The sequence below is a fragment of the Nocardiopsis sp. iso_237 genome, assembly GCF_056173345.1.
This window is the reverse complement of sequence record NZ_CM149669.1, coordinates 919159-938937: the sequence shown is the minus strand read 5'-3', so window position 1 is coordinate 938937 and position 19779 is coordinate 919159. Positions and strand designations below refer to the sequence as shown.

General features: G+C 72.8%; 13 protein-coding genes. 1 reads left to right on the top strand and 12 read right to left on the bottom strand.

The window, feature by feature from the left end; translation table 11 throughout:
- Positions 1-114 precede the first annotated feature (114 nt).
- From galE to AC0VYM_RS04360, 10 genes are all read right to left on the bottom strand, one after another.
- Positions 115-1128 (bottom strand): UDP-glucose 4-epimerase GalE, encoded by a 1014-nt coding sequence (gene galE / locus AC0VYM_RS04405; protein ID WP_475459237.1) that lies wholly within the window; start codon positions 1126-1128, stop codon positions 115-117.
- Positions 1129-1282: 154 nt separating this feature from the next.
- Positions 1283-3739 (bottom strand): endonuclease/exonuclease/phosphatase family protein, encoded by a 2457-nt coding sequence (locus tag AC0VYM_RS04400; protein WP_475459236.1) that lies wholly within the window; start codon positions 3737-3739, stop codon positions 1283-1285.
- Between the two features lie 226 nt (positions 3740-3965).
- Entirely contained in the window at positions 3966-5975 is a 2010-nt protein-coding gene (locus tag AC0VYM_RS04395; RefSeq protein WP_475459234.1) for a GTP-binding protein, read from the bottom strand.
- Positions 5976-6150: 175 nt separating this feature from the next.
- Positions 6151-8688: a polynucleotide kinase-phosphatase gene (locus tag AC0VYM_RS04390; RefSeq protein WP_475462929.1), complete on the bottom strand. Its 2538-nt coding sequence runs from the start codon at positions 8686-8688 to the stop codon at positions 6151-6153.
- Between the two features lie 53 nt (positions 8689-8741).
- Positions 8742-10268, bottom strand: coding sequence for a 3' terminal RNA ribose 2'-O-methyltransferase Hen1 (locus AC0VYM_RS04385; protein ID WP_475459232.1), 1527 nt, complete (start codon positions 10266-10268; stop codon positions 8742-8744).
- Between the two features lie 63 nt (positions 10269-10331).
- A complete protein-coding gene (locus AC0VYM_RS04380) occupies positions 10332-10814 on the bottom strand; it encodes a hypothetical protein (protein ID WP_475459229.1) in 483 nt (160 codons plus the stop codon).
- Positions 10815-10857: 43 nt separating this feature from the next.
- Positions 10858-11910, bottom strand: a complete 1053-nt coding sequence (locus tag AC0VYM_RS04375; RefSeq protein WP_475459226.1) for a PLC family EF-hand domain-containing protein — start codon at positions 11908-11910, stop codon at positions 10858-10860.
- Positions 11911-12015: 105 nt separating this feature from the next.
- Positions 12016-14304, bottom strand: coding sequence for a TRAP transporter permease (locus AC0VYM_RS04370; RefSeq protein ID WP_475459224.1), 2289 nt, complete (start codon positions 14302-14304; stop codon positions 12016-12018).
- 104 nt (positions 14305-14408) lie between these two features.
- Positions 14409-14984, bottom strand: a complete 576-nt coding sequence (locus AC0VYM_RS04365) for a DUF1850 domain-containing protein (protein WP_475459222.1) — start codon at positions 14982-14984, stop codon at positions 14409-14411.
- 13 nt (positions 14985-14997) lie between these two features.
- On the bottom strand, positions 14998-16071 hold the full coding sequence (locus tag AC0VYM_RS04360; protein ID WP_475459220.1) for a TAXI family TRAP transporter solute-binding subunit: 1074 nt from the start codon (positions 16069-16071) through the stop codon (positions 14998-15000).
- A gap of 237 nt (positions 16072-16308) precedes the next feature.
- Here AC0VYM_RS04360 and AC0VYM_RS04355 point away from each other — a divergent pair, with 237 nt between their 5' ends.
- Positions 16309-17373, top strand: a complete 1065-nt coding sequence (locus tag AC0VYM_RS04355) for a TAXI family TRAP transporter solute-binding subunit (RefSeq protein ID WP_475459218.1) — start codon at positions 16309-16311, stop codon at positions 17371-17373.
- 149 nt (positions 17374-17522) lie between these two features.
- On the opposite strand, the gene AC0VYM_RS04350 is transcribed toward AC0VYM_RS04355, so the two are convergent.
- On the bottom strand, positions 17523-19001 hold the full coding sequence (locus AC0VYM_RS04350) for a sensor histidine kinase (RefSeq protein ID WP_475459215.1): 1479 nt from the start codon (positions 18999-19001) through the stop codon (positions 17523-17525).
- A gap of 67 nt (positions 19002-19068) precedes the next feature.
- On the bottom strand, positions 19069-19773 hold the full coding sequence (locus AC0VYM_RS04345; RefSeq protein ID WP_475459213.1) for a response regulator transcription factor: 705 nt from the start codon (positions 19771-19773) through the stop codon (positions 19069-19071).
- Positions 19774-19779 lie beyond the last annotated feature (6 nt).

Sequence of the window (19779 nt, the reverse complement as noted above, 5' to 3'; positions counted from 1 at the left end):
CGCAGAAAAATGTGGATGTCCGTCCAGTCTAGGCCGTTCACCACGGTCGGGACGCACCGACGGGTGTGCCGCCCGGCACGCGGACCGGGTGTCCGGACCGGGTGTCCGGAGCGCTCAACCCGCGAACCCTCCGGGGTTGGCGGACTGCCAGCGCCAGGTGTCGCGGCAGGCGTCGTCCACGGTCAGCTCCGCCTTCCAGCCCAGGTCGCGGGAGGCGGCCGAGGGGTCGGCGTAGCAGACGGCGATGTCGCCGGGGCGCCGCCCGGTGACCGTGTACGGGACGGGCGACCCGGTGGCGCGCTCGAAGGCGCGCAGGCTCTCCATGACGGAGGTGCCCTGGCCCGTGCCGAGGTTGTAGACGCGGTGGCCGGGGGCGTCGGTGAGGTGGTCCACGGCGGCCAGGTGGCCCGCGGCCAGGTCCACCACGTGCAGGTAGTCGCGGACTCCGGTGCCGTCCGGGGTGTCGTAGTCGTCCCCGTACACGTTCAGGCGCTCGCGGCGTCCGGCGGCGACCTGGGCGATGTAGGGGAAGAGGTTGTTCGGGACGCCCTGGGGGTCCTCACCGATCAGGCCGCTGGGGTGGGCCCCGATCGGGTTGAAGTAGCGCAGGGAGACGATCCGCCAGCGCGGGTCGGCGGCGGCCAGGTCGTCCAGGATGCGCTCGGCGAACAGCTTGGTGTTGCCGTAGGGGTTGGTGGTCGACAGCTCGGCGTCCTCGGGGATCGGTACGCGCCGGGGGTCGCCGTAGACGGTGGCGGAGGAGCTGAGGACGAGGTCGCGCACCCCGGCCTCGTCCATGACCTCGCAGAGGGTCAGCAGGGCGTCGAGGTTGTTGCGGTAGTAGCGCAGGGGCTGCTCGACGGACTCGCCCACGGCCTTGAACCCGGCCAGGTGGATGACGGCGTCGATCTCGTGCCGCTCGAAGACGTCGCGCACGGCGTCGGCGTCGGTGCAGTCGACGCGGTGGAACGCGAGCGTGCGGCCCGTGATCCGCTCGACCCGGCGCAGGGCCTCCTCGTGGCTGTTGACGAGGGAGTCGACGACCACGACCCCGTGCCCGGCCTGGAGGAGTTCGACCGCGGTGTGGGTGCCGATGTACCCGGCGCCACCGGTGAGCAGTACGTTCATCATCGCTTCCCTGGGATGGGCGGTGCGGACCCTCCCAGGATAGGGGCGCGCCGCGACCCATCGCGGGTGACCCTCGCGACGTGTCGGATCGCCCCGGGAACACGGGGGGCGAGCGCCGCGTGCGGTGCCCGCCCCGTCGTGTGTCGTGCGGTGGTCAGCTCCGGCCCGGCGAGGTGCTGCGCCGGGTGTCGATCCGCAGGACCTGCGGGTCGTGGTCGCTGACCTGGTCGTGGAACTCGGAGTTGATCCGGGCGATCTCGTAGTCGACCCGTCCGGCCAGGGCGCCGTTGACCAGGATGTGGTCGAGGGCCTGGGAGTTGCCGTCGAAGACGTAGTTGTAGCCCTCACCCTCGCCCAGGTCCGCCATGGGGTTGGTGAGCGCGCCGTCGCCGGTGAGGATGTCCAGGGTCGTCGAGAACTGGAAGTCGTTAAGGTCGCCCATCACCACCAGGTTGGCGTCGGGATCGGCGGCGAGGAGGTCGTCCGCGAACTCGCGGACCAGGGTGGCCTGCTGGTGTCGCTGGGTCTCGGTCACCCGGCTCGGCGGCTGGTTGACGCCGTGCAGGGACTCGTCGCCGCCCTTGGCGTTGAAGTGGTTGGTGACCACGTACACGTCGCGGTTGAGCGCGCGGAAGTGGCCGACCAGCGGCTTGCGGCTGGAGTTCCAGGCCTCGTCCCCGGGCGCGATCCGCCCCGGGGAGACGGACAGCCCGACGCCGCGTTCGCCCTCCACGACCTCGACGGGCGTGGTGGCGTCACCGCCCTCGACGTCCACGAACTGGACCCTGGCGGGGTTGAAGAGGAAGGCGTTGCGGATGTTCCCGCCGGGGACGCCGCCGTCCTTCTTGTCCTCGGGGCTGATCTCCCGCCACTCGTAGGCGGGGCCGCCCGCCGCCGCGATGGCGTCGACGAGGCGGTCCAGGGTGACGTCGGCGGCCACGACGCCGTCGTCGGTCTCGCTGCTGTTGTCCTGGATCTCCTCCAGTCCGACGATGTCCGGCGCGCCCAGGTAGCTCACGAACCCCTCGGCGAGGGCGTCGAAGTCCGCCTGGTCGTCCGCGCCGCCGAGGTTCTCGACGTTGTAGGTGGCCACGCCGATCTCGTGCCGCGCGGTGTCGCGGACCGCGACGCGCTCCAGGTCACCGGGGACGTGGTCGCCCAGGGTGGTGGCGCGGATCAGGTAGCCGCCGAACCGGCTGTAGGCGACGGGGCCCTCGGTGACGCCCGCGAGGGTGTCACCGACGTTGGCCTTGGGGAAGGGGCTCACGTCGCGGTCGAGCAGCGACTCGATCTTCACGCGGCCGCTGTTGGGGTCGTCGTAGGAGCCGTAGTGCACGCCGCCGTTGGGGGTGCGGTTCGCGTCGGGCCGGGTGGTCACCCACAGGGCGTGGTAGCCGTCGGTGGCCCCGACGACGGGGGCGTCCTCGACGCGGACGGTCATGTGCTCGTGGGCGGCCCAGAAGTCCAGGGCGTACTCGTCGGGCCGGAGTTCGAGCTCGGTGACGTCGCCGCCGTGGTCGGGGGCGTACGCCTCGGGGATCGCGTCGGCGTCGAGCAGGACCGCCTCCGGCAGGTCGTTGCCCCGGGAGAGGGTGGTCCAGCGGGCCTTCTCCAGCTGGGTGGCGGTCTGCGCACCCGCCTGGGGGCGGTACTCGCCCACCTGTCCGGCGGCCAGGACCTCGTCACCGACCGCGACGTCGGGGGTGGTGGAGCCGGTGAGGACGAAGAGCGCCTCGCTGGTGCGCGGGTCGCCGTCGCCCTCGGTGTCCTGGAACCAGAACCCCCGGGCGCTGCCGAAGGCGTTGACTGCGGTGACCACGCCGGGCAGGCCGGTCACCCGCTCCCCCGCGTACGGGGAGGTGCGGGTGGTGCCCTGGACGTCGTGGATGCGCAGGTCACCGGGTTCGACGGGCTCCTCCGGCCCTCCCCCGCCGGGGCCCTCGACGGTCTCGCCCGCGCCGTTGGTGGGGGTCGGCTCGCCCACGGTGAAGTCGGCGGAGTTGTCGCCGGAGTGGGTGAACCCCCCGTCGCGCGAGGCGGAGGTGGTGTTGCCGGTGCCGGGCGCGGGTGCCCCGGCGTGGACCACGGCGTCGCCGTAGCCGACGACGTCGACGATCGAGCCGTCCTCGGCGCAGGTCGCGGCGGTGCGGCACTCGACGGGGGTGGTGCCCGACACCAGGAGCACGGCCCCGGCGGAGGCCGACATGTTGGTGTTGCCGGTGTCGTCGGGGGTGGGGAGGTCGGTGGTGCCGCCCGCGCCCGCCGCCTGGCGGACGAGGTGGTGCTCGCCCGCGGCGACGCTGCCGCTGAGCGGGGTCACCTGGACCCGGGTGTTCGGTCCGGGGCGCGCGGGCAGGTACTGCACGCTCCACCCGGTCAGGTCGACGTCGGCGGCGGTGGGGTTGCCCAGCTCGACGAAGTCGTGGCGCAGCTGCGCGCCGCTGTTGCCACCACCGCCGTAGACCTCGCTGATCACGGGGGTGTCGGCGGAGGCGAGGGCGGGCAGCGGAGCCAAGAGGCCCGCTCCCAGGGCGGCGGCCGCGAGCGCGGCGGCGGAGGCGAGGGATCTCCGGCGGACCGGGACCGTGGCTCTGGAGGGGGTTGGGGACACGCCTGCTCCGGTTTCTGCGGGGAATGGGGGGATCCGTGCGGCCACATCATCGCCGCCACGGGTGTCCGCTTGAAGGAGTGCGCGTGAAATGAAGGCGTCCCGGTGTCCGATTGTTGTGATCCCACGACGGTCGGCGGCCCGGACCCCGGTGTGATCCTCCAAGGTCCGGGCCGCCGTCACCCCGCTGGTCCGGTCCGGTCCACAGCTGTGGGCCGACCGGGGCGGTCTACCCGCCGATCCCGGCGCGGCCCGCGTTGCCCAGGTACACCAGGTACTCGGCGGGGTCCAGCGGGTTGCCGTCGGTGCGGGTCCGGTGAGGGGGCCGCCCCCGTACCGGCCGGTCGCCCGCCGGACGGCTGACCCACACGCCCTCGCCCCGGGTGGCCCCGGCGAGCGCCGCGCCGACCGGGTGGGCCTCGCCCGCCCCGACCTCGCCGGTCACCCGCCAGGTGTCCCCCTCGGCCTCGGTCTCCCGGACCCGGGCCCCGTGCCCGCCGAGCAGGGAGAGCACCGAGCTGAGTTCGGTGGCGGGCACCGACAGTTCGAACGCGTGCACCGGCTCGAACACCCGGCTCCCCGCCCGCTCCAGGGCCCGCAGGGCCACCATCGGGACCAGCAGACGGAAGTGCGCCGCCTCCGCGAGCGGGGCGACGTAGCCGCTCCGCACCAGGGTCACCACGCAGTCGGTCACCGGCCAGCCGTACAGCCCCTGCCCGAGGGCGTCGCGTACGGCGTCCTCCACCGCCCGGTCGTAGGCGGGCAGCAGCGCCCCCAGTTCCGTCTCACGCCGGAAGACCACACCGGACCCCTCCTCCCCCGGGTCCACGCGCAGCCCGACAGTGACGGGGCCGCCGATCTCCCGGGTGAGGCGGACCGGCTCGACCGCCGTACCGGAGCCGGACGGGCGTTCGGCGTGCACCACGCTGCTGTCCGCGAAGACCGCCTCGACGCCGAAGTCCTCGGCCAGGGTGGCGGCCACGACCTCCTTCTGCACCTCGCCGTGGAGGAGCACGGACAGCCCCTCCCCCGGTACCGTGCGCAGCCGGATCAGCGGGTCCTGGTCCGAGAGCGCGGCCAGCGCCGAGTGGAGCCGGTTCCCGTCCTCCGGGCGGACCGGCCGGACCACCGACTCCAGGGCCGGGCGCGCCAGCGGCGGGGCGTGGACGGGGCGCCCGATCCGGTCACCGACCCGCAGCCCGGGCAGACCGCGGATCCGGCCGATCCCGCCCGCCGTGAGGGGCCGGTCCCGTTCGCCCTCGGATCCGACGACCTCCAGACGCGTGAGGCGTCCCTCGTGCGGTTCGCCGTCGGCGGGGTCCGCCCGCTCGAACCCCACCCGCTCCCGGGTGCGCAGGGATCCCTCGTACAGCCTCAGGTAGCCGGTCTTCTCGACGGTCGGTGAGCGCTCGATCGCGAACACCGTGCCCCGGGGCTCTCCTGCGGCCTCCCGTCCGGCACCGTCGCCCCCGTCCGGTCCGGGCCCGGGGCGGGCGGGCAGCAGGTCCGCGAGGGCCGCCGTCAGTTCGGGGATTCCCGCACCGGTGATCGCGGAACCCGACAGCACCGGGTGGGCCAGGCCGCGCAGCACCTGGGCGCGCAGCGTGGACCGCAGGGACTCGGGGCCCGGGAGCGGCCGGTCCTCGACCAGCGCGGCCAGGAGCCCGTCGTCGTGTTCGGCGAGGAACTCGGCCGTGCTGGCGGCGTGCCCGGGGTCGCCCAGGTCGAGGGCGGCCACCCGCGCGCGTGCGGTACCCGCGTCCGTGACGGTGTCCAGGGCGAGGGCGCGACCGGTGAGGCGGCGTCGGACCTGCTCGAAGACGCGCGCGGGTTCGGCGCCGCCCCGGTCGATCTTGTTGACGAACAGCAGCACCGGCAGGCGCATCTCCCGCAGCACCCGCATGAGCAGGCGGGTGTGCGGCTGCACGCCCTCCACGGCGGACAGCACCAGGACGGCGCCGTCGAGCACCGCGAGGGCACGTTCGACCTCCGCGACGAAGTCGGCGTGGCCGGGGGTGTCGATCAGGTTGACCTGGACGGCGCCGACCCGGAAGGACGCCACGGCGGTGCGCACGGTGATGCCGCGTTCGCGTTCGATCCGGCCGGTGTCGGTCTGGGTGTCGCCGGAGTCGACGCTGCCGAGCCGGTCGGTGGCACCGGCGTCGAAGAGCAGGCGCTCGGTGAGGCTGGTCTTACCCGCGTCGACGTGCGCGAGGATTCCGATGTTCAGGGTGGTCACGTGCGGTTCCCAGGAGAGTTTCGATCCGGATGGTGGTCTCGGAGCTTCCGTGGGATCGCCGCATGCCGTCGGCCCTTCTGTCGTCGGTTCTGATCAGGGAGATCATGCGGAAAAGGGTGCGGGGCGCGCAAGGGGTTTTCCCGCGCGCCCCGCACCCTCCGCCGGGTCGGCCCGGCTACAGCCGCGGGTCGACCGGCTCGGTCTCCAGGGCGAGCACCGCGAACACCGGTTCGTGCACGCGCCACAGCGGCTCACCTGCGGCCTGGCGGGTCAGGGCCTCCAGCCCGAGCTTGTGCTCGCGCATGGCCAGGCCGTTCTTGCGGCCGAGTTTGCGGTCCCTGAGCACCGCGATCCGCTCCGGGTCGGTGTAGTCGGCCCCGTAGATGATCCGCAGGTACTCGGGGCCGCGCACCTTCAGCCCCGGCAGAGCCAGGCCCTTGCGGCCCTTCGCCCGGGCGCCGAGCAGGGGCTTGACCACCATGCCCTCCCCACCGTGGTCGACCATCTCGCGCCACCACGCGGCGGCGGCCGCGCAGGAGGCCGGTTCGGTGGTGTCCACGACCAGGTAGCGGGTGGCCTGGACCATCCCACCGGTCCCGGCCAGCTGTTCGGCCACGCCCATGTGCCAGAGGTGGTCGGCCTCGGTGTACTCCTTCCCCTCGGCGGCCAGGAGCGCGAACGGGGCGTAGCGGAGCCCGTCCGCCCCCTCGGTGTCCCAGGTGTAGCGGCGGTAGACCTCGCTGAACGCCTCGGTCTGCTCGGTGCGGCGGGCGATGGTCGCGGCGAGCCCGCCGACGTCCACGCCCCGGGCGGCCGCCGCCGACAGGGCGGCGGAGGCGGCGGGCAGGGAGGCCCGGGCGGCCGCGCCCACCGAGGCGTACTGCTCCCGGATGAGCGCGTGCGCCTTGGCGGACCAGGGCAGCATCTCGCCGTCCAGGGCCAGCCAGTCGGTGCCCAGCCGGTCCCAGAGCCCGGCCTCGGTCACCGCCCGCCGCAGCCGGTCCACCACCTCGGCCTGGACCTCGGGGTCCCGGAAGAAGGGGCGTCCGGTGCGGGTGTAGACGGTGCCGAGCTCCCCCGGGACGAAGCGGCGCGCGGCGGCGGCCCCGTCGCGGCACAGCACGGCCACGGCCCGCGAGCCCATGTGCTTCTCCTGGCAGACCACCTCGCCCACCCCGGAGCCCCGGTAGGCGGCGAAGGCCTCGTCGGGGCGCTCCAACAGTTCGGGGTCGGCGGCGGTCGGGGCCGGGGCCATGGTCGGCGGCAGGTACACCAGCCAGCGGGGATCCACCGAGAACCGGCTCATCACCTCCAGGGCGGCCATGGCGCTCTCGGGGTCGGCGCGCACGGTCCCGTACCCGGTCTCGACGACGAGTCCGGCGTGGGGGTCGCCCACGCCGACGTCCTTGATGTCGACGACCCGGCCGGTGCCGTCCTCGTCGCGCTCGGGCGGGGTCTCGACCAGGGGACGGACCGGCTCGTACCAGGTGCGCTCGGCGTCCACGTCCACGATCTCCCGTTCGGGGTAGCGCAGCGCGGTGAGCCTGCCGCCGAACACGCAGCCGGTGTCCAGGCAGATGGTGCGGTTGATCCACTCGGCCTTGTTCGTGGGGACGTGCCCGTAGACCACCGTGGCCCGGCCCCGGTACTCGCGGGCCCAGGGCAGGCGGACGGGGAGGCCGAACTCGTCGGTCTCACCGGTGGTCTCGCCGTACAGGGCGAAGGAGCGCACCCGCCCCGAGGCGCGGTTGTGGTACTCCTCTTTGAGCCCGGCGTGCGCGACCACCAGGTCGCCTCCGTCCAGCACCAGGTGGCTGACCAGGCCGTCGCAGAACTCCAGGACCTCCTTGCGGAACTCCTCGCTCTCGCGACCCAGCTGCTCCACGGTCTCGGCCAGGCCGTGGGTGAGTCGGCCCTTGCCGGTGCTGAGGTGGCGGACCAGCTTGTTCTCGTGGTTTCCGGGCACGCAGAGGGCGTCGCCGTCGGAGACCATCCCCATGACCAGGCGCAGGACGCCGGGGCTGTCGGGGCCCCGGTCCACGAGGTCACCGACGAACACCGCCGTACGGCCCTCGGGGTGCCGGGCGCCGACCGGCCGTCCCCGGTCGTCGCGGCGCAGCTGGTAGCCGAGCCGCGTCAGCAGGCTCTCCAGCTCGGAACGGCAGCCGTGGACGTCACCGACGATGTCGAAGGGGCCGGTGAGCTCGGTCCGCTCCGGCCAGGGGCGTTCCAGCTCGATCCGGACGGCGTCGATCTCCTCCTGTCCCCTGAGGACGTACGTCCGCCGGATCCCCTCTCGGGACATCCGCTTGAGGCCCTCCCTGAGGTCGCGGCGCTGACGGCGGATCACGTGGTCCCCGAAGTCGCGGTCGGGGCGGGCGCGGTTGCGGGCGCGCGCCACCGACTCGGGCACGTCGAGGACGATCGCCGTGGTGAGGACGTCGTTGTCCTTCGCGATGCGGACGAGCTGGTCGCGTGCCCTGCGCTGGACGTTGGTGGCGTCCACCACGGTGAGCAGTCCGCGCCGCAGCCGGATGTCCACGATCGTGCCCAGCAGGGCGAAGGCGTCGGCGGTGGCGGTCTGGTCGTTCTCGTCGTCGCTGACCACGCCCCGGCAGAAGTCGGAGCCGATCACCTGGGTGGGCTCGAAGTGCCTGGCCGCGAAGGTGGACTTGCCCGATCCGGAGACCCCGACCAGCAGGACGAGCCCCATGCGGGGCACGCCGAGCACGCGGGGCTCGCGGGCGGCCTCGTCGTTCGGCTCGTTCACTTGGTGAAGACTCCCATCTGGGTCGGTGCGCCGGTCTCGGGGTGTTCGGGGCCGACCGGCAGGTGTCGGACGGTGTAGCCGTGTTCGGCGGCGACCCGGTCGGCCCAGGCGGCGAACTCGGCGCGGGTCCACTCGAAGCGGTGGTCGGCGTGCCGGAACTCCCCTTCGGCCAGTCCCTCGTAGTGGCGGTTGTACTCGATGTTGGGTGTGGTGACCACGACGAGCCGGGGTGCGGCGTCGCCGAAGACCACCTGCTCCATGGCGGGCAGCCGGGAGGGGTCGAGGTGCTCGACGACCTCCATGAGCACCGCCGCGTCGTGGTCACGGAAGCGCCGGTCCCGGTAGACCACGGAGCCCAGCAGCAGTTCGGGGCGGGTCCCGGGCCGCGATCGCTCCTCGCGGCGGGTGTCGGAGTCCGCGAAGAGGGGCCGGTGGCGCCTGCCGCCGTCCGGGTGGCAGCCCTCGCAGAGCCTGCGGTGGGCGATCTCCAGGCTGCCGAGGTGCACGTCCACGCCGGTGACGCGCTCCAGGGAGTGGTCGCGGACCAGCCGCTCCAGCAGACGGCCCCCACCGCAGCCGAGGTCGATGACGCTGGTGGCCCGTTCCGCGCCCAGGACCGCGGTGACCGCGCCCGCGCGCTGTTCGGCCAGGGAGGGCTCGCGCTCCTCCACGGCCGGGTCGCGCGGGAGGGCGGCGGCGTTCGCCCCGGGGGCGCCGTCCTCGTCGTCCGGTCCGGACCCGGGGTCCCCGGCCTCTTCCAGCCGGGCCAGGGCGGTGCGCACGTACGTCTCCCGGCGCGCGAGGTAGCGGCGGGTGATCCAGGCGCGTTCGGGGTGTCCGGCCAGCCAGCCCGCGCCCGCCTCGTCGACGACGCCGTCGACCGGGGCCCCGCCCGCCCGCAGGAGCTTGTCGATCTCGGTGGAGTCCACCCAGTAGTGCTTGTGGCCGTCCTCCATCGCGGGCAGCAGCACGTACAGGTGGCTCAGCGCCTCGGACAGCCGCAGCGTGCCGGTCAGGGTGAGCGACAGGTGGTGCGAGTCGCCCCAGCCGGGCAGTTCGGGGTCGAGCGGGACCGGGATGGCCTCCACCGACCAGCCCAGGGGCTCGAAGAGCGCACGCGCCCTCTCGGGGCCGGGGCGGCAGGGCACGGCGGGCAGGTGCAGGACCAGCGGAAGGGGTGTGCGCGCCAGTTCGGGGCGGCGCTCGCTCGTCCCCCGGATCGCGGACCGCAGCACCCTGCCCAGCGCCACCGTGAACAGCGAGGAGGAGGCGTAGGGGCGGTCGTTGACGTACTGCGCGAGGGCGAAGTCCGGGGTGCTCACCGACGTCCGCGAGCGCAGCAGCGCCCGCGGGTCCACTTCCAGGAGCAGCGCGGCCGTACAGCGTTCGTCGGTGGCCTCGGGGTAGAAGACGTGCGCCGTCCCGAAGGACTGCTCGAAGCTCTGCGCCTTGTCGGGGTGCTTGTGCAGCAGGTGTCCGAGGTCCGTCGCCGGTTGGGCCGTGGTGGTGATCGTCAGTAGCACCCGTGCATTGTTTCCGACCGGGCCGGTACCGACCAGTGCTTTTCGGACCGGCCTCGGTCGGGTTCAGACCCCGGCGGTGTCCCGGTTTCGTCGGGAGCGGGTGGTCAGCAGCGCCGCGAGGGCGACCGACACGGGGAGGGAGACCAGGGTCATGAGGTACCAGGGCACCCACGGGCTGGTGGCGTTGGCGAAGTCCGGGAACCGGTCCCACAGCCAGAAGTCCAGGTGGATGGCCGCGTTGGTGGAGAGCACGGTCAGGACGAGGTAGAGCGGCAGGGAGTACAGGACGACGGCGAGGGGGCGGGGCACGCGCGTCAGCCGCAGCAGGAGCAGGGCCAGAGCGGGGGCGGAGAGCACGGTCACGGCCCTGGCGGCGATCCCGGCGCCGATGTTGGCCCCGACCACCTCGTCGGACTGGAACGCGACGAGGAGGGTGCTGAGCAGAAAGCCGAGGCCTTCGGCCAGGAGCGCCGCGCCCACGCCCACGGAGAGGCCGAGGAGTGCGGCGCGGATCGGGGAGATCGCTTCGGGGGTCGTCTTGGTCATAGGGCCAGTCTGTGCCGCCGCCGCCCGCCCCGCATGAGTACTCCTACTCAACCCCGCCCGGCGCACCCGTTCCGTCCTCCCCGGGCGCGGGTCGCGGATCCACCCCGAGCTCGGACATGGCCAGGGCCGCCTCGGTGCGCGCGGGGCCGAAGAAGGCCCAGGGCACGTCGCAGACGTACCGGCCGACCATGCCCAGGTGCCAGCGGGCCAGATCGGGTTCTCCCGCCCGGTGGAAGGCCCAGCCGAACAGGTGGTGGGCCTGGATGTCCCGCACGTGCGGAACGGCCGCCGACGCCCACCCCTGGGCCAGCTCGAACAGCTCGCGGACGGCGTCGCCGTGCAGGCGTCCCATCGCCATGGAGGTGATGTAGGCGCTGTTGCCCTCCCGGACGAGGCGGCGCTGCTCGCCGCGCAGGTACTCGGCGTGGGCCAGGGCGAGGACGGACGGCAGCGGGCTGCCCTCGGGCGCGGTGTCGGCGGCCGCCCCGGCCGCGGCGAACATCTCCTCCGCCGATCCCCCTCGGGTGGGGGCCAGGGAGCGGACCCGCGTCACGTGCGCCGGGTACAGGTGCGGTGCCCGGGAGGACGCTTCGGACCAGGCCCTCTCGCGTTCCTCCCGCTCCCCCAGCCCCATCGCCACGGTCTGGAGCGCGGACCAGGGGGCGGCGTCGTCGGGGTTGAGCCGGGCGGACTCCGCGAGGGGGTCCCGCGCCTCGTGCAGGGCGGCCTCGAAGGCCTTGCGGTCGGCCTGGGCCGCGCCCGCTCCCCCGGAGGGCAGGGCCACGGCGCGCGCGAGCAGGGCGTGGCCGAGCCACAGCATCGTGTCGGCGGGGTCGGCCCCCTCACCGACCAGCCCGGCGATCTCGTCGGGGCTGTCCACGGCTGCCCGGCCCAGGGCCTCGGCCTGGTACGCGCGGGCCTCGGGGTCCTCCCTGGTCTCCACGAGCAGGGTCGCGCCCGCCTCCGCGTCGCCCGCACGCACCGCCTCGCAGGCCGCGCGCAGCAGGGGGTCCGTTCCGTAGGAGGCCGACAGGAGCACCGCCTCCAGGTCGGTGCCCTGGAGGCCCCGTCCCGGTTTCCATCCGAATCGCCACATGCCAGCGAGGTTAGGACATGCGGCGCGGAACACGGACGGGGCGCGGTGGCAGGTGCCACCGCGCCCCGTTCCGGGAACCGGCGTGCGGGTCCCGTACGCCGACCGCTAGGCCTTCGTGGACTCCGTGGACTCCGCGGTCCCGGGGGCCTCGGTGTTCTTCGAGGGCTCCTCGGGTGTGGCGGGAGCTGCGGGCTCGGCGGCCTTCGGCTGCTCCTCACCGAGCGGGGCGACCAGGCCCTTCGCCTTGTCACGGCGGTGGTTGACCACCTGGAGGGCGATGAGCACGACGCCCGCGACCGTACCGGCGGCGATGAACAGGTCCGGGGAGACCTGGACGGACAGCAGCGACTCGGTCCAGCCGCTCCACTCGGGGGCGATCAGGACCAGGGCGGCGGAGAGCCCCAGGGCGATGCGCTCGCCGAGCAGGGTGCGGCGCAGGAAGAAGCCCTCGATCGCCATGGCACCGGCCGCCAGCGCGACCGATCCGGTGGCGATCGACACCACCAGGTCGATGACCGGCCCGTCCACCTCCATGAGCGACGAGTACGCCATCAGGAGCGGGATCAGGTAGAGGCCCTTGGCGAACTTCCACGAGGACACGCCGGAGCGCATCGGACTGGAGTTGGCGATGCCCGCCGCCGCGAAGGCCGCGAAGGCCACCGGCGGGGTGACGTTGGAGTCCTGGCTGAGCCAGTACACGATCATGTGCGCGACGATCAGCGCCAGGCCGAGCTGCTCCAGCGCCGGACCGGCCAGGATCACCAGCACCACGTAGGACGCGGTCACCGGCAGGCCGATGCCCAGGATCAGGGAGGCCAGGGCGACCATCACCAGGGTCATGAAGAGGTTGCCCGCGAAGGCGTTGACCAGGACGTCGGAGAAGACCAGGCCCAGGCCGGTGAGCCCGACCATGCCGACGATGATGCCCGCCACGGCGCACGCTACGGAGACCGGCAGGGTGCTGCGGGCCGCCATCACGAACACCTCCAGGAAGTCCTTGAGGCTGAGGCGACTGCTCGCGCGCAGCATGGCCACCACGAGCAGGGCGCCGCAGGCGGCCAGACCGGCCTGCGTCGGCGGCACGTAGTTGAGCAGCAGGACGATCAGCAGGATCAGCGGGGCCATGAAGTGCCAGCCCGCGCGCATCACGATCGCGAAGGTGGGGACCTCGTCCTTCTCCAGCGGCCGGATGTTGTTCTTGCGGGCGAGGATGTCCACGAACAGGAACATCAGCGCGAAGTACATGATCGCGGGGATGATCGCGACCTTGACGATGTCGGCGTAGGGGATGCCCAGCCGCTCCGCCATGAGGAACGCGCCCGCGCCCATGATGGGCGGCAGGACCTGGCCGCCGGTGGAGGCCGCGGCCTCCACCCCGGCCGCGTCGTGCTTCTTGTAGCCGACCTTCTTCATCAGCGGAATGGTGAAGGGGCCCGTGGTGACCACGTTGGCGATGGCACTGCCGGAGACCGAACCCATCAGGGCGCTGCCGAGCACCGCGCCCTTGGCCGGGCCGCCGACCATGCGGCCGGTGAGGACGTAGGCCAGACCGACGAAGAAGTTGCCGCCGCCGGTCTTGGACAGCAGCGCGCCGAACAGGATGAAGACGAACACGAACGTGACGACGACCCCGAGTGTGAGCCCGTAGATGCCGTCGTTGCCCAGGTAGGCGTGGGTGGAGATGCGCTGGATCGTGACGCCCGAGTGCCCGAAGTCGCCGGGGATCAGCGGACCGACCCAGGCGTAGTAGATGAACCCGGCCACCAGCAGCACCATGACGAGGCCGACGGAGCGCCGGGTGGCCTCCAGCAGGACCACGATCGCGACCAGACCCATGATCCAGTCCAGGTCCGTGTAGGCGCCCGCGCGGCGGGCGAGCTCCGCCTGGTACACGATCGGGTAGAAGCTGACCACCACGGTCGCGACGACCATGACGAGGTCGAGGACCGCCCCCAGCACCAGGGCGACCGGGTTCCCCTCCACCGTCGACTTCTTGAACGGCGGCATGATGATGAAGACCATCAGCATGACCAGCATGAGGTGCATGAGCCGCTGCTGACGCGCGTCCAGGCCGGAGCGCAGGGCGATCCAGAGCTGGAAGGCGGTCAGGGCGATGCCCAGGAGCAGGATGATCCCGCCCATGGCGAGCCCGAACCGGCCCTCACCCCAGCGCTCGGCGGCGATCCGGCGCCAGAACGGCGGGGCGTCGTCGCCGAGGCCGTCGACGTCCGGCAGGGCGTCGGCGGAGGTCCCGGTCCTGCGGCCGCCCTTGCCGAAGCCGACCTCGGACGACTCCTCGGCGGCGGTGGGGGTGGCGGCGTCGTCGCGACCGTCCCGCTCCGTTTCCTCCGGCGTCGGGGGCGCGTCACCCCGCACCTGTGGTTTCTCAGCCATGTTCTTCCTCGGGTTCAACAGACGGACCGCGCGGGGCGTGAGAACACGGTGACCACGCGGCGGAGGGTGCTTCAGGCGGGGGGAGGACCTGACTTCGGGGACTGCTACTCGTCGCAGACCGGCTGCGGTGAGCGGCCGACCAGCAGGACGAGTGTGGAGATCCGGGCGGGCTCGACGGCCACCCTGCGGGAGGTGAGGCACGGGGAGAGCCGCACCTCGGTGTCGGGAGTGCGGAGCCGGTGGTCCACCGAGGCGGTGCCCACGCGGATCGCGAGCTCCGGGCCGACGTGGCGGTTCATGTCCTCGATGACCCACCACTCGCCGTCGGCGCGGCCGGTTCCCTGACCGGGGATCTGGCCCATGCCCGCGCCGAACTGGCGCAGGCGGGTCGAGTCGGCGACCAGTTCGCCGTCACGGACCTCGATGTTCTCCTCGATCGGCAGGTGGTCGATCGAGTGCACGTAGGAGACGGTGAACTGCTCGCCCTCGGCCAGCGGCAGGTGGCCGAGGCGGTCGCCGTCGACGCTCAGGCGCAGCGCCGGCCACACGGGGACGAGCGCGGCGACGACCAGTGCCGCGCCCAGCCCCGCGCCGACCCACAGGGCGGCGCGGCGGAGCACGGAGATCCGTGGACGCCGGGGTCCGGCGTCCACGGATCGTCCCACCGCGGTCGGTTCCATCGGTGTGTGCGACCTACTCTTCGTCGGTGTCCTCGGCGGCGCTGTCGCCCGCCTCGGTGCCCTCGGGACGCAGGTCCTCGGGGATCTCGACGCCCTGCTCCTCGTAGAAGCGGATGGCGCCCGGGTGGACGGGGACGGGGCTGTTCTCGATCGTCTCCGGGACCAGGTACTCCTCGCCGGGGGCGTACACGCCGACCACCTGGTCGATGTTCTCGAACATCGCCTTGGTGATCTCGTAGGCCTGGTCCTCGTTGAAGCTGCCGGGCACGACCAGGGCGTTCCAGACGGCGATCGTCGACACGTCGTCCTCGATGCCGGGGTAGGTGCCGCCCTTGACGACGTGCTCGGTGTAGCCGCCGTAGCCGCTGACGATCGCGTCGCGCTCGTCGTCGCACATCTCGATGAGCGCGATGTCCTCGGTGGTGCCGAGCTCGGTGATGCCGGAGTGGCCCTCACCGACGACCCAGGAACCGGCGTCGAGCTGGTTGTTGGTCAGGGCGTTCGCGGTCTCCGCGTAGCCGAGCTGCTGGATCTCGACCTCGCTGGGGCCGATCTCCAGCGAGTCGAAGACCTGGTTGGTGGTGGCCTCGTTGCCGCTGCCGATGTCGCCGACCGAGTAACGGGTGCCGATGACGTCGGAGAAGCAGTCGAAGCCCTCGCTCTCCTTGATGCTCTGGAGCGTCACCGCGTGGAAGACGTTCGGGTACAGGACCGCGAGCGAGTAGGTCTCGACGGGGTCGCCCTCGAAGTCGCCGGTACCGGTGAAGCCCTGGTCGGCGGCGTCGCCCTGGACGATGGCCAGGTGGCTCTCGCCGGAGCCGAGCAGGCGGATGTTCTCCACGGAGGCGCCGGTGGCCTCGACGGAGGCGGACTGGCCTTCGAGGTTGTCCCCGATGATGCCCCGGAGGGCGCCGCCGATCGGGTAGTACACACCGGTGGTGCCGCCGGTGACGATGCTGAGGTTGTTCTGGACTTCGCCGCCACCGAGCTCGATGTCCTCGGCGGCCTGCTCGGCGGGCTGTGAGCAGGCGGCCAGCATGAGCACGCTGGCGGGGATGGCGACCAAAGACAGTGTGGAGCGTCGCATGGTTGTGGGGGTCCTCTCGGGGTGCTTCGTGCGTCAGGGGGCGCGGGAGTGCCGGGGGATACCCGCTCGCCGGGCCCGGAACCCGGGTTCGGCTCCGGCACGCGGGCCGCGGGACGCAGTCGTGGCCCCCGCCCCGCCGCCGCGAGCAACGTAACCGCCATCACGTCGAAACCCGCAGGACCCGAGAAGGGATTTGAGCCTCTTCTGAGGTTTCGCACTCGTTGGTATCGTTCGACCATGGCGTCCTCCGTCCCCCAGCGTCTCTGGAGCGTCACCGGGTTCGTGGCCGCCTGCGCGGTCGTGGTCACGGTGCTCACCTGGGCGTCTCCCCTGCACCCGGCTCCCCTTCGGCTGTCCGTCGGAACCGGCGGCGCGGGCGGGGTCTACCACGTGTACGGCAGCGGTCTCGCTCAGGTCACCGCCGCCCGGCAGGACACCTGGATCACCGCTCTGACGACCGCCGCGAGCGTGGAGAACAACCTCCTGGTCGCGGACGGGACGCTGGACGTGGCCTTCACCCTCTCCGACGTGGCCGCCCTGGCCGTGGACGGCAGGGAACCCTTCGAGCGGCCCCTGCCGATCTCGGCGATCGCCCGCCTGTATGACAACCACACGCACGTGGTGGTTCGCGCGGATTCCCCGGTGGAGGAGATCGCGGATCTGGCCGGGGGCACGGTGTCGGTGGGTTCGGCCGGGTCGGGCACCGAGATGATGGCCGACCGGCTCCTGGAGCTGTCGGGGCTGACGGCGTTGCCCGAAGGGAGGCGCCCCGACTCCGACGGGGAGGTGGAACGTCTCCAGCTGTCGATAGGCGACTCGGCCCGGGCGCTGGAGGAGGGGCGCGTGGACGCGTTCTTCTGGTCCGGGGGGATACCGACCCAGGCCGTCGGTGACCTGGCCGAACGGATGCCCGTGCGCCTGCTGGACCTGGCCGAGCACGTGCCGGGGCTGACCGAGCGGTACGGGGAGTACTTCACGGAGCTGCCGGTCCCCGCCGGGACCTACGCGGACGTTCCGGCGGTCAGGACGATCGGGGTGCCGAGCCTGCTGGTGGTGAACACGGCGATGCCGGACCACCAGGCGGAGGAGTTCACCCGGCTGCTCTTCGAGTTCCAGGCCGACCTGGTCGAGATCCACCCGGTGGCGCTGCACCTGCACCCGCGCTCCGCGATCTCGACCCTGCCGGTGCCGCTCCACCCGGGCGCCGTCGACTACTACCGGTCGGTCAAGTACGCCAACGACCGGCCACCCCCCGAGGCCATGGAGCCCTCCGGAGCACCGTCCCCGGCCCTGGGCCCCTGAGGAGGGCTCCGGAACCTGTCCGGCAGCGTCTCGGAGTTCGCTCCGGACGATGGAGGGGAGCGCGGTCCACCCCGAAGCTGAGAGGGGCGGGTGCTCCTCGGGCACCTGGGGCCACGGATGCCCGCTCCGGCACCGAGGGCCGGGGAACGCTAGGCACCTTCCAAGGACCCCTCCGCCTTGGGCTCGGTCTCCACTCCGTTCTCGTCTCCGGTGTGACCGGCCAGGCGGAGCCTCAGGCGGGCGTCGATCCCGTTCGGCTCCCGGGAGGTCAGGGTGAGGCCCGCTCCCTGGAGTTCGAGGAGCGTGACCACGATGGACAGTCCCAGCCCGGAACCGCCACCGCCGCCGTCCCGCCAGAACGCCCGGGTGGCCTGGGCGAGCTGGTCGTCCGGGAGCCCCGGGCCGTCGTCCACCACGTGCAGGTCCAGGTGACCGTCCTCCCCCTCCCCCACCGGTTCGCCCACGTGGACGGTGATCCGCACCCCCGACCCGCCGAACTTCAACGCGTTGTCGATGAGCGCGTCCAGGGCCTGGTCCAGGGTCCCCTCCACGCACCGCACCATGGCCGACTCCGACCCCGTGCACTCCAGCACGGCGCCCGCGCGGTCGGCGATGGGCCCCCACGCCGCCACCCTCAGCTCCGCGACCTCCCTCGCGTCCTCCCACACCATGGAGTGCTCCGCGTCCTCGGCCTGCGCCAGGGTGAGCAGGCTGTCGCAGATGCGGGTGAGCCGGTCCACCTCGTCCAGGGCCAGCCCGTGCTCCCGCAGCCCCTCGTCGCCCAGGTGCCGGGCCAGGCCCCCCACCCGCAGGCGCAGCGCCGCCAACGGGTTGCGTACCTGGTGCCCCGCGTACGCCACGAAGGTCCGCTGGCTCTCCAGCATCGAGGTGATGGTGTCGGCCATCTGGTTGAAGGACTCCCCCAGCCTGCGCAGCTCCTCGGGCCCCGCCGCCGTACGAACCCGGGTGTCCAGGCTGCCGCCGCTCACCGCCCGGGTGGCCTGGGCCAGGTCGTCGATGGGCCGCAGGATCCACCGGGTGAGCGGACCGGCGACGGCGATACCCGCCACCATCAGGGCGGTCACCACCAACCAGGCCACGAACCACTGTCCGAGGGTGGCGCGGCGCAACGCGCTGGTCGGAGAGGCGGTGACGGCCGCCCCCACCACCTCGCCCGAGCTGCCGATGGGCTCGGCCACGATGAGCGGCCCGTCCTGCCAGGGCCAGACCACGCTGTCCGCGGCCCTGCGGTTGCCCGCCAGCGCCCCCCGGACCGCGTCCGGCAGCGGCTCCTCGCTGTCGGGCCAGCCCTCCGGGTCCAGGTCCGCGAGGGTGAGCCCGGGACTGGAGGAGGCGACCACGTCGCCGTCCCGGTCCACCACCACGGCCGTGATCCCGTACACCTGCTCGTAGACCGTGAGCTCGCTGACCAGCCCGGACAGCGCACCCTCGGACCCCGACAGCACCCCGGGCTCGGCCAGACCGGCGAAACGGGCGGTGTCGTTGATCCGGTCGAGGACCATGTCGGAGGTGCCCCGGGCCGCGATGTTCCCGCACAGGGGGAAGGCCAGCGCCAGACAGGCGACCACGAGCAGGGAGACGTAGACGGTGACCACGCGCCGGTGCATCAACGTGCCCCTTTCGCGCGCGGGACCCCCGTGACGCAAGGCCCCGACCCGCGCCAGACCGAACCCCTCACCGGGAGGCCGGGGCCGCCGCGGCCCCGGCGGTCGTGTACTCGGCGGTCACCAGCTGGTAGCCGACCCCGCGCACGGTCCGGATGAGCCCGGGCGAGCCCAGCTTCGAGCGCAGCGTCCCTATGTGCACTTCGAGGGTGCGCAGCGTGCCCGGCCAGGCGGTCTGCCAGACCCGGAGCAGCAGGTGTTCACGGGAGACCACCCCGCCCACCTCCCGCAACAGGACCACGAGCAGGTCGAACTCCTTGCGGGTGAGCTCCACGGGACGACCCGAGCACACCACGGAGCGCGTGGACAGGTCCACGCGCAGTGGCCCGGCTTCCAGCACGGTGCCGACCCGCCCGCCGGTACGGCGCAGGACCGCCTCCATCCGGGCGCACAGCTCCTCGATGGCCAGCGGCTTGACCACGTAGTCGTCGGCGCCGGAGCGCAGCCCGAGGATCCGCTCGCGCTGCTGGCGCCGGGCGGTGACCATGATGATCGCGGTGTCCCCGAAGTCCTGGCGCTCACGGATGCGCTGGCACAGCTCCACGCCGTCCATGTCGGGCAGCCCGAGGTCGAGCAGGACGATGTCCGCGGGAGGCGCGCTCAGGGCGCCCCCCGCGGTCCTCACCTGGTCCACCTCGTAGCCGTACGTCTCAAGCGCGCCGGCGAGGGCGTCGGCGAGGCGCACGTCGTCCTCTACAAGCAGCACCTTGATCATGGGCGG